This is a genomic window from Solibacillus sp. FSL W7-1464, assembly GCF_038004425.1.
GTDB lineage: Bacteria > Bacillota > Bacilli > Bacillales_A > Planococcaceae > Solibacillus.
This window is the reverse complement of record NZ_JBBORC010000001.1, coordinates 644106-659759: the sequence shown is the minus strand read 5'-3', so window position 1 is coordinate 659759 and position 15654 is coordinate 644106. Positions and strand designations below refer to the sequence as shown.

5 protein-coding genes are annotated in these 15654 nt (G+C 37.6%); 2 read left to right on the top strand and 3 right to left on the bottom strand.

Annotated elements, in window-relative coordinates; all coding sequences use genetic code 11:
* Positions 1-42: 42 nt before the first annotated feature.
* Together MKZ25_RS03190 and MKZ25_RS03185 are read left to right on the top strand one after the other, a co-directional pair.
* On the top strand, positions 43-666 hold the full coding sequence (locus MKZ25_RS03190; protein ID WP_340800108.1) for an Ig-like domain-containing protein: 624 nt from the start codon (positions 43-45) through the stop codon (positions 664-666).
* A gap of 21 nt (positions 667-687) precedes the next feature.
* The gene (locus MKZ25_RS03185; protein WP_340800107.1) at positions 688-4659 is read left to right on the top strand and encodes a DUF5011 domain-containing protein; all 3972 of its coding nucleotides are present in this window, start codon (positions 688-690) and stop codon (positions 4657-4659) included.
* A 78-nt stretch (positions 4660-4737) separates the two neighbouring features.
* Here the strand turns inward: MKZ25_RS03185 and MKZ25_RS03180 are convergent, their stop codons facing one another.
* The 3 genes from MKZ25_RS03180 to MKZ25_RS03170 all read right to left on the bottom strand — a co-directional run bounded on the left by MKZ25_RS03180 (position 4738) and on the right by MKZ25_RS03170 (position 15353).
* The gene (locus MKZ25_RS03180) at positions 4738-7128 is read right to left on the bottom strand and encodes an RCC1 domain-containing protein (protein WP_340800106.1); all 2391 of its coding nucleotides are present in this window, start codon (positions 7126-7128) and stop codon (positions 4738-4740) included.
* Between the two features lie 17 nt (positions 7129-7145).
* Positions 7146-9185 carry a pectate lyase-like adhesive domain-containing protein gene (locus tag MKZ25_RS03175; protein WP_340800105.1) on the bottom strand — a complete coding sequence of 680 codons (2040 nt, stop codon included), beginning with the start codon at positions 9183-9185 and terminating at the stop codon, positions 7146-7148.
* A 186-nt stretch (positions 9186-9371) separates the two neighbouring features.
* Positions 9372-15353, bottom strand: coding sequence for an Ig-like domain-containing protein (locus MKZ25_RS03170; RefSeq protein ID WP_340800104.1), 5982 nt, complete (start codon positions 15351-15353; stop codon positions 9372-9374).
* Positions 15354-15654 lie beyond the last annotated feature (301 nt).

Genomic DNA, 15654 nt, shown 5'->3' with positions numbered 1-15654 from the left:
GAGCATGCCAATGCCCCACAACTTATAAAGGAGTTTACAGCTATGAAAAAAAGTTTTTATACCATCATCACGCTCGCTTTACTAATATCATTGTTGATTCCTATTTTTTCGAGCAACTATGCTGAAGCACAAAGCTTTAAACAAACATCAACAAGTAATTCCGTAAAGCCGTGGACCATCACTTTCAATGAAGCAGTGGCGGGTGACAGAGATAATCTCAATCAAATTTATGTACAATCCGACGACAATAACAAAGTAGAAATCTCTATTAATTTATCGGCAGATTCAAAAGAAGTTATAGTCATTCCTCAAAATCACTATAATTTTGCTGAGACTTATACATTAGTTATTCCAAAAGGATTTAAATCTGCAGGAGGGCAAAAACTACCTGAGGATACGAAGATGCCTTTTATAATAGAAGGTCAATATATTGAAGAAATTACGGCCAATTTCAATGCACTCGCTACAAATATAACCGTAAAGGGTGCCGATTCTATAGCAGAAGTAAAAGTTACAATTAACAATGGTCAAACGGAAACATTGATTTCAAACGGCACGCACTTCTCAAAAGGCCTCCTCGGTCTAGTGAAAGGTGATCGTCTAAAAATACAGGTTTACAACGAGGATAGGCATTTACTGGAAACTCACTACTATAACGTTCACTAAAGGATAGAAAGGAATTTACATATGAAAAAAATAACGTCGATTTTTATGATTTTCCTACTCCTCATCTCTGCCGTAGGGCCGTTACCTACATCTATAGCGACTGCGGAGATTATCGACTTCCCTGGTTCTGTTTCAGAGAATTCGACAGAAAAAGGTACCATCAATGTAACGATGAACGAAATTGGATATCGACTTACATTGCACAAACACCCGGACAATGATAGTAGCCAAGTGCAAGTTGGGACTGCAATTACCGGTTATGCAGTTAACGAAGTAAATAAGTTTACGAATGTACCTGCAGGATTATATTTTGTGAAAGCTACAAAAGAAGCCGTTGATGGACAGCCGGCAATCGTAAAAAACTCTGGTAAAGTTCAAATTACACCTCAAGCTTTAACTGTTGGTCCTAGTGGTTCATCCAATATTATTTCTCCGGCAGTCAATCCTTATGAATTAAAGATAACAGGGGTAACAGGTCAAAAAGTCCGATTATATAATAATGACAACAATACGGTTATCAGAGAATTGCCCGTTACGACAGCGGGCACTGTAACATTTGATACGAACAATAATTCTCTTCCTTTCCCTGCAAGCAGTAAATATCAAGTCACACAAGTTGTGGACGGGGCAGAAAGTTTAAAATCAGTATATATTGAGGTTCAACCTAATAGTGTTGTCATCGAAAAAGTAGATGGTAAGGATTCCGGTCCAAACAATGATGCGGGTCAGATCCTTGTAAAGAATACAAAATCCGGAAATTCTCTGGAGCTAATAAGAAATGGTACATTAATAGATACTCGCACTGCCTCTTCTACTGAATTTACGTTTACTGGTTTAGCAGCTGGTAATTATCGTGTGCGACAAGTAGAAAATGGCGTGGGGTCTAAAGAGCCTTATTCAAATGAAATTACAATCAAGAATGAACAAATCCCTAATATTTTATTGAATGAAGGCGAAAACTACGCGAGACACTATACAATTGATGCAACGAATACTGTAACCAAAATTCTGTATAACGAACCGGGTTACTCGGTAAGCTATAAAAATGGAAAAACGTATACAGGTACAAGTTCTCGAACTTTCTGTGAAGAATCTGAAACGGCGGATGCGGAAGATACAGCATGCACACCGGTTTTAAAAATCGAGATTTCAGGTCAACCAACCATTGCTGGTGAAACTGAAAAATATACACCACCTGGAATTTACACAATTACTTATACAGCAACAGATTTAACAGATTTAAATTTAACATCAACTGTAACAAGAAATATTACGGTATACCCAAATAAAGTAAATTTATCACCAATCAATACGGATCCTAACATTCCTGATGATAAAACAGGTGACCTTACTGTACATGGAGTATACGCCGGAGCGAAGTTAACTCTTTTCCAACGATTGGCTGATGGGTCGGTAAAACAAGTCCCTATTGTTCCTGAAGCTTTAAATGAAGGAAAATATACTTTCAAGAACATTCCAGTTGGCGATAATTACTATGTTGTACAAGAAGTGAACGGTGTTGCAAGTGACTCTTCTGAAGAAGCACATATCAAAGATGTGACACCACCTGTCCTTACATTAACAGGTGAGCCTGAAATTACACTTGAGGTAGGGGATAGCTATTTTGATGAAGGCGCTACAGCAACTGACAATATTACGCCATCATTAGAGCTGAACATCATTTCTTCAGGTTCCGTTAATACAACTATGCCTGGCATTTATACAATTACTTACAATGTAACTGATGCGGCTGGAAATCTTGCCAAGCCACTTACTCGAAAAATTACTGTTAAACCTAGACCGGTTATAGCAATCGGTGGCATCGCATCAACTGGAGAAGTCGGGGTAACAGATATTTTCCCGGGTGTAGTTGATCGAAAAACAACATTAAATTTATACAAATTCGAAACAGACAACAATGGCAACGAAATTATTACACGTGTAACAACACGAGACCTTACTAATAACGAACTCACATATGTCCTGAGAAAATACGGTCCTGGTCGATACTATGTAACGCAAACCGTTAATGGTCAAGAAAGCCGTCAGTCCAATATTGTAGAAATTGTCGATATTGACCGTCCATATATTACATTAAACGGGCTTGAAACCGTTCAACTTGTATTCGGTGAGGCAACTCTACCTTATTATGACGGGACAAACTTTATTGATCCTGGCGCAAATGCAGACGATTATTTACAAGCAGAAGATTTAAAATTAAAGGCGACATTAGTTGATCCAAATAAAGCACAAATGGGCATAAAAGAAGAAACAGGAAAGCTCATTCAATACCCTAAAACTGTACTACCAGTTCCAGGAATCTACGCTATTAAATACACTGCATCTGCACCGCGTGGAAGTGTAGCAGAAGAAAAACAGCGCATTATTGAGCTGGCACCACCTAAAGTAACAGGTGTAAGTGCTGGTAAAGCGGGTGATGGTGAAATTAACGTAGTTAATGGACTTTTTGAGCATGATGAAACAACGGTCACATTATATAACACTTACGGTCAAAAAATGGACGCTCAAAAAATAAAAAATAGTAAATCAGCCTTTTTTGAAAACGTCCCTGCTGGTACAGGCTATTACGTTACACAAACAGTAAATGGTCTGGAAAGTGCTCCATCAGTATCAGTGAATGTCGGTCTATACGATGAGGCACCTGCAACTGCCTTTATCTCATCATTTGAGTTCCCGTCACTTAAAGCTACGGGCGCTATTGATCACACCACTGGTGAAATTACTGTGACTGTACCAACAGAAACAGATTTGACGAGACTAGCACCTGTCATTAAAACGAACAATGATGCAGTGAATACCTTGAACCCTGAATCTGGCGTAGCACAAAACTTTACATTACCTGTAACTTATACGGTAACCAATATTAACGATAACAGATTATCTCCAAAAACGTATACCGTTACTGTTGTAAAGGCTGCATCTCCTTCTAATCTATGGAAGGATGTTGTGCAGAAGAATGTTATTATGGGAACAAACAGTCACTACACATTAACATCAGCAGAAAAGACAACTGCTTCACAGAAAGGAATCGCCTTCCTTTCAAATGATTTATCTGTCTTTGTACCTGCTCCAAACGTAAAAGAAAGTAGTGTACCTACGCTTTCGATTCAGCAACCAGCAGTAAGTACGCTTTACACTACAAATGATCCAAGCTGGGCAGCATCCATTACGAACCCGATTCGAGTTGAATGGGGTGAAGAGTCTGCTTTCTATCAACCTATCGAGGTCGAATTAAATAACGCCTCCAACAAGGTATTTTCAAAGCTCGTGCGCAATGCAAATAATCAACTATTTGCAACCGTTCAACCAAGCTACACAGCAGCCGGGAAAACTGTTGGACTTGTTTCAGAACCAGGCCTCTATGCATTAATTGATGATGTTACGAAGCCTTATATTCAAGACTTGGGCAATGGACGCTATCAAATCCATGCCACATCTGCGGATACAACAATTTATTACACAACAAACAGTCAATATATTTCCTATGAAAAATCCGCTAGCCTTGGATCAGAAAACTATTTGCTAAGTCATTCCGGTATGAATTTAGAGCAGTGGAATTTGTATACAAGTTACGAAACATTAACAATCCCTGGTAATGAACTTTATGCCGTAGCGGTTAAAGATCAAATCATTAGTCCAGTAAGCGCAGTTCAAAAAGTAAACTATTTTTCTTGGTCCAATAAAATTAAACAGGTAGAAGCAAACAAAATCTGGAATGTAAAATTCAATGCCACAGTGGAAAGAAAAGCATTATATAATGATTCGACTTATGTAACAGATGATACAACGGGCGCTATCATATCAACCACATTAATGATTGGTGCAGATGGCAATTCCATAGATGTTGTTCCGGCTGCCTCGTATGATCGGAATAAATACTATACATTGTGGGTTTCGAAACAAATTAAAGGCCATACAATCAAAAATCAATTTTTAGCGCAACCTACAAAGTTAACGTTTACAGTAAAATAAGAATAAGGGGAGGCAATTTGCTCCCCCTTTCTAGTAGCAAAAAAGGATTCGGAAAACATCTCCGAATCCTTTCTTCGTTTATAACTCAATCGTAAATTTCATTTGTACCGGCTCTGCTAGTGGCAAACCGTATTTTGTTTTCGCTTCTCTTTCAATGAATAAATAGTAATTGGCCCCTTTTTCAAACGTATCTCCATTTTGTAGACGGATTTCAAGAGTTTGCTCATTATTCGATAATTGATAACCGAGCGGTATTTTAATGCCAGATTCATTCATAATATAAGCTGTTTGTTGATTAATCGTAGTTAAGTCTAATGGTTGGTTAAAGTGAATATACCAAGTTTTCGTTGGGTTCACATCTCGTCGGTCACCCATGTTTTTATAGCCTACTTTTGGATAAGAAATTGCATCATCTTTCTGTTCCACTGTTACCGTAACTAATGCAAGTTTCCCCCCATCAACCGTGCTAACTGCAATGACGGCTGTTCCGGCTGTATGGGCTGTCAATCTACCAGCTTCATTGACACTTACTACACTTCGGTCACTGGAGCTCCAAGAGACATTTTTATTTGTCGCATTCGTAGGTAAGACTGTCGCATTTAATGTTGTCGTTTCCCCTACGATTAAATTCAATTTTGGCCCTTTGTTAAGCGTAATTCCAGTTACAGGCACCGTACTCAGTACATCTTCAGATACATAAAAGCGATTACGTGGAATATCTGTTACCGCATTCGTTCCGATATTATTATTTAACGGATCATTTCGTTCCACGCGATTTGGACCAGTACTTGCATCACTCACAACAAAGGAATACGCATGATCCCCTGGCTCAAGCGTTTGCTTTAATGTCCACACATTGTTTGCCTGTTTAGTTAAAGGCACTTCTCGCCATTGAGTAAAGTCCCCAATAACCGCTACATACTTCGTTTGTGCCGTTAGTTCAAGCTGTCGATTAAAATCATAGCTGCTATACGTAAATGTCACTTCTTTATTCGAAATAATGGGACCTTCTACTGCATAAGGTGCTACTTTTACTACACTATATGGACTACCATCATTCATGTCGATAGTTTTATTCGGATTAAGGGGATCGACCGTCCAAACACCATCTACTTTAAAGCCGTATATATATTCCCCAGGTTGCAATGTCACCTGGAGCTCCCATACATTACTTCCTTTATTCACTAATGGAATCGAGTCCCAGTCGTTGAAGTTACCGAAAACTTCGACACTTGATGTAGAGTTAACCCCTATGTAACGGAATAATACCTGACTCCCTTGAACAAATGGAAATTCGCTACGCTTCATCACTTCATCAATACCTGCTACTTGCTTGAAGATTGGCAGTTTCGTTGTTGGGTCAGAAGAAGCACGATCCCATTGCCACACTGTTCCGTCATCTTTCACCGCTAAAATGTAGCTGTCACTATTACCGCCACCACCAATAGCTGCTGCGCTGTTTAAACCTTTGACTTGGATAGGAGTTGTACGACTGGAAGCTGTACCTGACGTATTTTTACCCCATGTCCAGACAGTGCCATCTTCTTTTAATGTAATCGTGTGATTATCTCCGGCAGCGATCATTTTAACTTTATTCATACCCTCTACTTGAATCGGATATAATTTATCTTCGCGTCCTCCATCTCCAAGTTGGCCATAAGCATTTGATCCCCATGCGTAAACACTGGTACTATCTTGCTTTAAGGCGATCGTATGATTTTCCCCCGCGTCAATATCTACAATATTACTAAGCCCTGGTACTACGCTTGGTACTGTATTGATGTTTGTTGTTTCACCATTTCCCAGCTGCCCTACTGTATTACGTCCCCATGTCCAAACAGTTCCGTCCCTCTTTAACGCAATCGAGTGATTGGCACCTGCTGCAACAGTAACAATATCATTAATGCCAGATACTATATTGGGAGTTGTTGAAGTAATATTTCCATTACTAATTTGTCCAAAATTATCCCGGCCCCATGCCCATACCTGGCCATTTGCATCAACCGCTAATGTATGATGGTCGCCAGCTGCAATTGCAATAATGTTTGTTGTTAATTCAGTAACTGGAGTCGGGTTGCTATTCATTAAAACTCCTACTGAATGTCCTAATTGACCATAATCATTGCTTCCCCATGTCCATACCTTACCAGCTTCATCAAGTGCTACAGTATGGTTGCTGCCGGCTGCAATTGCTTTTATATTTGACAAACGATTGCCATCTTCTTTTTGAATTGGGATTGGAGAATTCGTGGTATTGCCGTTTGCACCCAATTGACCATAAGTATGATCACCCCAGCCCCATACTGTACTATCCTCTTTTAATACAATAAAATGACTTTTTCCTACATCAACTACATTCTCATGATTAATAACACCATAAGCTTCTGCCGTTTGATTAAACGGCAGAAGAGAAGAGAGGGCAAGCATTAAGATTAGCATGAGATAAATCCCTTTATTTTTGATAACCAAGCTATTAACCTCCTCTATTATTCAATCGTTACTTTCACTGGAACAGTAACTTGATACTTTTTCCCATTATAATCAGCCAATAAGATAATTTCTTTCTCTGTTAACTCAAAAATGTTTAAGTTTAAAATAGTTAATATTGTGCCTGTTAACTTTACTTCTGAATTCATTCCAAATGCATTTTTATTAGAAACTTCCCATGCAGTAATTTCAGATATCACTTCATTTTCTCTAGGGAAAATTACTTCCTTACCTGCATTTCCCCATACACCTAAAATTCCTTCAACTGCCGTTGCTTTTCCTAAATTAATGACAATTTCCTTTTCTTCATCTTCTTCAGTTTCTACAGGTTTATAAATAATACCTGAAATTTCTGGAGGTAAGATTGCTGTAACTGGGTATTCCACTGTTAACTGCATACCTGGATTAACAACCCATTTATCAATCGAAATATTGCCGTTCACTTTTAATTGTGCATTTGCATGTTGTGCAGTAACCGTTCCATAAGTACCTTCTAATGTAACTTGCTGGTCACTAGCCAGCGTTGCATTTAATTTACTTTGCTCTTCTGAATTCGATACTACAAGACGAACCGGTTTTAAGTTAGCAAAGTAAATTCCGTTGATTGCTTCAAAGTTAATAAAATGAATCGAATTAATTCCGCCACTTATAATAATTACAGAAGCACTTGTTACACCGTCTGTACCATCAACCTTCACGTTTGTAGCAATGACATTTCCTTCCCCGGTACTAATTGTTAATGTTCCGGTAATGTCTAAATTATTTAAGTTGATTCTTAAATTTTTTGAACCATCGCCTAATGTGACATCACCAATAAGTTGGTAATTTGCATTTTCGTCTTTATTGCCGTTAATTGTAACATCGCGATTAATCATTAATCCGTCTGCAAGATCTGATAAATCAATATTCTCAGTAAGATTGATTGTTGTAATTTGCGGATTTTGTATCGCGAGTTGTAATTGCTCAATATTATTTACCGCAACAGTCCGTAATTGATTTGCATACGTAACACCTAATTTATTTAAATCTTCTACGGATAAGCTTGTTAAAATATTCTCAAAGATTTTTGGTTTACTCATTAAATCATATAATGTATAAGTTTTCCCAAAATCACTTGCCTTTTTCGTAATATAATCACTAACTTTTATATTTGTATTCGCTAAATATTCATCATGCGGGAAGTTGATTTTAAAGTTGGATGAATCTAAAATCCGTCCATAATGATCATAGGCTCTCAAGGAGAATTCTCCGATATTTTCAAGATCAATTGTTGGGTCATTTGCATACCCTAATGTAAACCCTTTAACGCTTGGGTGTGGTTCTAAATCTCGAAGTGGAGACCCATTCCAATTTACTTTCAATCTTGTGATAGCAGGGTCTGTCAATATATCAATATTTGTTAAAGCAGCCGCTTCTTGTGTTGGAACAACTCCTTTATAACGGTGGATTGTTTCAATTTTATTTAAATAGTATTTTGGAATATGAACAAAAATATCACGAGGGGCATTGTTAATAAACACCTTCGACTCGATTTCCGAAGCCGGTAAATCTAAAAAGACCGATTTAAAACCAGGCAATATATCATGAATCGCAAATGGCAGCTCTAAATCTTCGGCTTGTCCTACATAAAGGCCTGCACTTGATTTTATTACTAATTTATAGCTTTTTGTTGCATCTGTATAATCTATGTAATCCAGATTTTTAAAGCTGACTGATACTGTATTTCCAGAAATAACAGGTTTCTCTACAATCGGCATAGGAACAGAAGTCGGGGTCGCCCCCTTAGTTTCTGTAGTGGCTACTACCGAAATATCACCAAGTGAGACATCCGTGACAGGAATCGGCTGATCAAACGTAATGTTTAACTGCTTTACTCCACGGATTCCATGAAAATTCTTTGAAGCTGTTTCATCCTCAACAAAAGTGTATTCATAAGGTTTGAAATTTGCAGCCTGTGTAGTACTGCTAAACGTAAGAATTCCCGCTACCATTATGAGAAGCAGTAATGATAGTCTGGAAATATTCTTTAATTGTTGCATGTGTATTTCCTCCAGTTCTTTCAATATCTATTTATACAACCTCGCTACTATTTAACGATATTCCTCTTTACATAGTATCGGATAATTTTTTTTAATATTGAGGATAAAATTTGGAAAAGAAAAGCCCTGCATAAGAAAGTCTTGTGCAGGGCTTTAAGCTTTATTTTTGTTTTTAACAAAATAATGTTACTGATTTAAAATCGAACCTTTTAAATCTTGCATGTCACCTGCATTTCTTGCTGTAAGTGTAACTACATTAGCTGATACTGAAGTATCGTAGTCAGGTACATTAAACAATAAAGAGTTTAGCGTATTGGCAATTTCCTCTACTGTCATGTTTTCAGTAACAACTATCTCATAACCAATTCCACCTACTGTAAATTTAACTTTACCCGATTCTGATGCAATACCATCTTTTGCTTTTACAGTAATTGTGAAAATTTCATGCTCAGCATTTTGTTGTGCTGTTCCGTTAGAGAATGGAGCCGACTCCATACCCGTATCAGCTGCTACTGCTGTTCCTGAAACATTTACACCGCTCAATCCTGCTTCACTTTGAATTACTTTTTGAATCTCAGATGCTGTTGAATAGTTGGCTTCGCCGTCATCTTTACTAAAATCACCTGAAATGGTCACTATTTTAGTATTTGTATCTACCGTTGCTGTTGGTGTCGTACCATCTTTGACTGCCCCTAATACAAACTTGTAACCGTTCAGTTCTTCTCCTGGAGGTGCAGTAAATGTTAACCCTGCCAATTGTACAGGCGATGGTGCTACCGCCAATTTTGCATTTGCCCCTTGTTGAATCACTTCAAAATTAGCTACTATGCCTGTATCGGAGGCAGATACAGTTACGGTAACATTACCTGTTTTAGCCGTCTTTTTCGTAGTTTTATGCATAACCGTAAACGTAACTGTTGCTGTTCCTACTTTTTGACCTACCCCATTTTGATCATAAACTGGACTAATGATCGGGTCAGCTATACTGATTTCATAATCGGCTGATGGTAAAATCGGGAATGTTGGTTTTCCGTTTGTTGTGACATTTAATGTATTTGCTATATTCCTCGCCACTTCATCAACCTCAAACTGTTGTTTTTGATCTATTACAGCATTGTTAAATACTGTTTGGACATCTATAACATTCTTATAGTCATTCCTTGAGTTATATAATAATTTATGAATTTCTTTTTGATACTTAATATCAAATTGCTTATATCCCTCTAAGTTAAGATTTAATGCTGTTGAAGACTTATATTTATTTAACACTTCTTCAAGCGTATCTGCATTATTAGCGAGTTTGATAGCTTCAAGTGCTGTTTTTTGATGAATAGAAGCCTCATAAACTACCGGATCTTTTCCCTCAACAAAAGCAATACCATCGCCAGTTATTTTTTCGACTGTACCACTATTTGTAATGTTGACTGTCGAATTTCCAGCTACCTTCAACTCATTTACGACTGCCCCTACGCCAATTTTAATAGTTGAATTGCTATTTACTTTTAGGTTAGTAACCTTTGCATTGTTCTCTAATTCAACTGTTGCTGGAATTTCAATATTTACTACTGGAATTAGTACAGTACCTCCCACTTTTAATTGGGAAGCTTGTACAGTAAGATTTTCCGTTATCTTATTATTGATAAATCGTATGTTTGATTTCTCAATAGTAATATGGTTTATTTCTCCATTGTTAACAACTCCCGCTGAAGAAACATTTCGAACTGTCACTGTTCCCGCAACTTTTACATTGCTACCAACAATAACAGACGCATTTGGTGTATCAATCACTAAGTTACCTTTAATGTCTAAATTGTTTAGCGTAATTATACCTGATGCATTTCCTGTTACAGTAACTGTTTTATCAGTACCATTCATCTCTTTCGTACCAGCCGACGGACCGTAAGTAATCGGGCCTGTACCTGTTGCGTTTTGTACAAAATTCCCCTCATATGCATCTGGATTCGTCAGTTCATATGGATTTACGAAAACTTCGTTTAAACCATTTCCTTGTGCAACTAATGTCGTTGCTACAGCGTTTCCTGCCAAATCAGTAAACTCCCCAGCTTTAAGGCGAATAAATTGATTTGTTGGTAAACCATTGCTTGTTGTAATCGTAATTGTTTGCTGGTCACTTTCATAATATGCTGATTGAATGACTGTACTATTAATCTTAGTCCCCATTGCATCAACAATTTCAAATGAATCCTTATAGTTCGCAGTGGATTTTAGTTGGCCTTTAGTAGGTGAATAAGCTAATGGAGAGTCATCAACTACTCTTACTTCAACCTTTTTATTACTCTCAGACTTTAAAAATTCTAATTTTGGTTCACTTATATCAATTACAATTTCTGCACCCGGAACTTTCTTAAAGGATGGACTTTCAACCTTAAAGCTTGTTTGTGCTGATGTGGCAGTTGCATCAGACAATTCTATTGTGACTGTCCCTAACCTAGAAACATTCCCTAAAATATAGAAATAACCACTTTTCCCACTAGCGATTTCTTTATTAATACCTTCGAAAGTTATGCTACCTCCTGCGATATTAGTTTTGGGCATGGAAACCGCTGCGTCATTTCCCACTATGTTATCGGTACTCCACATTAACTGTAACTTATTCAATACAGGAGCTGTCGTTGTGACATCAAAAGAAACCGTATCCACTATAAAGCCTTCACCATTACTCGTAACGCCCGCCGTTAGTTTAAATAAATCCGAAATTTGTTGATTATCGCCGATTGAAATGAATTTTGAAGGTGCAACTTTTTCACTCGCTCCTTTTAAAGAATACATTTCAGTAGTTCCTAATTCTTTTACTGCCAAATCATTGAAACTTGCAACAATATTACCCGCAAGGTCTGTAAGATTTGGATTCCCTTTTGTCGACAATTTTAATTTAGTTTCGTTAAATGTAATAGATTCCCCTACTGTTAGTTCAACTAGTTTCTTTGTTTCATCTAGCTTAACTGCTGTAATTTGATAAGGAGATCCATCCTTATTTAGTACAAAGTCAGATGCAAGAAGTTTTGCCTCATCTACTTCTTCATCCCAGCTAAGTTGAATTGTATGTGCATTTTTCACTTTTATACTTTCTTGAACTATTTTTGCCGGTACTTTGTCATTATCCTTTGGAGTATTACCTTCAATATATCCTTCCACAGAACCTTTCCCGATATTATTAGGAGCTACAATTATATTTCCTTCTTCATCTTCTATATTCATCACTGTAACTGCTAGTGCTTGGCCGTTTTTCAATGCATAATCATCAGCATCATGACCGTTCACTTTATCACTTGTGTCTAAATATAAAGTAGTTGTGAATGTAGTTGTGCTGTATTTTACATCTTCAACGGCTTTAAGTTTATCTAAAGGTACGTTTGCTCCTGCTACTTCAAGCTTATAGTTCGCAGGGTTTTCTGCCATTGCCTTATTAACATTTTCAGAGAACGTCACGATAATTTCATCTAAATCGCTTTGAACTGTTCTTCCTTGAACTTTAGTGATCGTTGGAGCAACTTTATCTAATACGTCCCCGGATTGATTATGTTCAGTCATTTGATTCCCTGCTAAATCAGCAATATTTATTGCCGTAACTTCTACTTTACCGCCAGACTCCAGTATTCGTGTTGGTGCAGATTTCGCATAACGTATTTCTACTTTAAATTCAGTCTCTGTTTCTGAATACGTTAAAGTTGGGGGTAGCCCTGTACGTTGTATTGGCTTTTCTGCTGGACTATTAATCTTATAGTTATCCAACTTTTCAGCGGACTCTTTTGTCACGGCTTCCGAGAAATATATAGCTACGATATCTTCTGTATCACTTGCACTACCTGTTACAGATGCGATAGTTGGATTGATCAGATCCCCTACAATCTTACCTGTTCTTAATTCCGGGTCGAGCCTTTTACCTGTTGAATCCATAATATTGCTGACTTGCAATGAATAATCGGTATTTGTTGGTAAATCGATTCCTTTTAATTTAATCGTTACTTTTTTCAAATCGGCAGTTATCTGAACCGTTGCATTTTCAGATGTTAATGGAATGGATTTACTTGGGTCACCATGCTTAAAAACATAGTTCGCCAAATTTTTTGCTGTGCTTTCTTCCATTGGATTGGTAAATTCTATTTCAATCATATCGTTATTACGATTTTCAACAGTGGTCACTGTGACCTTTTCTACTCTCGGTTTTCCTGTATCTTTAATATATGTGAGTGGAATATCAGTTGGTCCTAAGTTCATAACTGCCGGGTTTTCAGTATTCTCTACAGCCCCTGCAGCTATTGTCAGCTTGCCTGTTTCAGATTCTCCTGCAAGCTTCTCGATTTCTTGGCTATCCTCTTTTGCTAGCTCGATGTCTACTATAGGGAAATTTTTCGTTACTTGCACTGTACCGCCTGTTAATTGATGACTCTTCCCATTTACGTTAACAGTGAATTTGGTTGTATCTACATTTGTCATGTCAATCACTTGATCAAATGTTACACGTAGTAGTTTTGTGTATTCACTGTAACTTGCTTCTTTTGCATTTGGCGGAATCGCTACCGTTAAGTCATAGCTTGCTAGTAAGTTCCGATTTGCTGCAATATCTTCCACTGCCTCTGATGCAATTGTTAATTTTAACGGGTTTGTTAGTATTTTATCTACTGCTGATTTATTGTCTACCTTAATCTGATGCTTTATTCCATCATTATTAGCAATGGATGTTGAGTTTGATGATAGTCGTTCGCCTCCAAGCGAGAATGATGCGATATTTAGAATCTTCACTTCTTCATCAAAAGTTACATTCAATATACCTGTTCTCACATCATAGTCTGCTGCTGTTAATGATGGTCTTGTTTTATCTGATAACTGATTTGTCGCTACCGGGAAATTAACCATTGTATTTTCGTTTAAGCTGTTGCCCGCTGTATCTAGCACTGGTCCTGTCACTTTTAATGTATAGTTACCCTCTACTAATGCACTATCTCCATTAAGTGTCAGTGTGACCGACTTTTTATCAGCACTTAAAACAGCAATGGTAACTGTATTTATGCTATTTGGTGTTGTTGCTTTATAAATTTGATAGCTTGCTACTTCAGGCTGCCCCATATTTTCAGAAAATGTCACTTTTACATGGCGGCTGTCGAGTGCATCTACTTTTACAAGAGTAGGTGCTTTGAAGTCATAGCCGAATTCAGAGTTCGGAATTACCGCTTTTGTATTATTCACCGATAAAACGCCTTGTTTTCCAGTTAGCGGATATGATAGTGATGGTGTTCCAATCGAAAGTGTATAGCTTTTGTTGTCCGTTTGTGATTTTACAACATCCGTTACAGCAAGTATTGTGCCGTCCATAGTTACTCTAAATTTGTCCGAATCTGCTTTTGTTAATTCGTAAGCAGGTGCTGTCGCTAAAGTCACGTCCACTTTTGAAGACGTTTGCACAGTAACGGCCGCTACTGCTAATTGCGCTGTAATTGATGCTGTATCAATCGCTTGTTTTGCTGTAGCAACTGCCTTCTCTGCATCAGCGATCGCTTTTTTAGCAGCATTAATATTAGTGTTTGCTCCTGCAAGCTCTGTCACAGTGACTCCTGTTGCTTTCGCTGTGTTAATCAATGCTTGTGCCGCTTCGACTTTTTCATGTGCCGCTCTGATTGCTTTTTCTAAATCCACAACAAATGCATTCGCTCTTGTTAGTTCATCCTTTGTTCCTGCAAAAGGATTGGCAAATACAGGTTGTCCTGTTTTAATCGCTTCGGCTGTATTTTTAGCTTCCAGTGCCACCGAATTTGCGATTTCAAGCGCACTTAATACTGTAAATTGGAACGTTGTATTTGGCAGTGCTCGTTCATTTACGGATTGGATAGAAGAATGTAAATAAAGTGTATATGTTTCTCCTACCGTATAAGGTGCTTTTGGTGTAACGGTAATCGTCGCACCATTAACTGTGGCTGTTACGTCCACCGGTTCACCATTTTCTTTTTTCACGTAAACATTTTGAGGTGAAACGGTGCTACTATTTACAACATCTGAAAACGTCACTTTCCAGGATTTATGTATATCTCCTGTCGTATTTGATGGGTATGCTGTCCATTGCTCCGCAGCCGATGAACTCGTCGTAACGCTAGGCAATCCTAATGAAAGCACTAACAAAAAGGCTACAACGATTTTCATAAATTTTTGCATTGTTTTTCCTCCAATATCATTTTTATCACTTTAAATAAGTATTTCGAAGCTCCTATCATCTTCACATCGTTGTAGATTCCTACTATAATATGTATAATCTTTTCAATAGTTGATATTTGCGTGAGAGACAACAGAACTTCAAGTTATGACCTTTATATCGTCTGGATTATACCAAATATTAGAATTCTTAAGGAGATATTGCTGTACATAGAAGGTTACACTGCATTTTTTGAGGGAAATTTATGCATGGTACTATTTACATAAGTATAGATCGGATTTCCAGGACAAACAAAAACCTCTA

Coding starts and splice junctions, on each gene's coding strand:
- MKZ25_RS03190 (WP_340800108.1), top strand. CDS start 43: ATGAAAAAAAGTTTTTATACCATCATCACGCTCGCTTTACTAATATCA.
- MKZ25_RS03185 (WP_340800107.1), top strand. CDS start 688: ATGAAAAAAATAACGTCGATTTTTATGATTTTCCTACTCCTCATCTCT.
- MKZ25_RS03175 (WP_340800105.1), bottom strand. CDS start 9,185: ATGCAACAATTAAAGAATATTTCCAGACTATCATTACTGCTTCTCATA.
- MKZ25_RS03170 (WP_340800104.1), bottom strand. CDS start 15,353: ATGCAAAAATTTATGAAAATCGTTGTAGCCTTTTTGTTAGTGCTTTCA.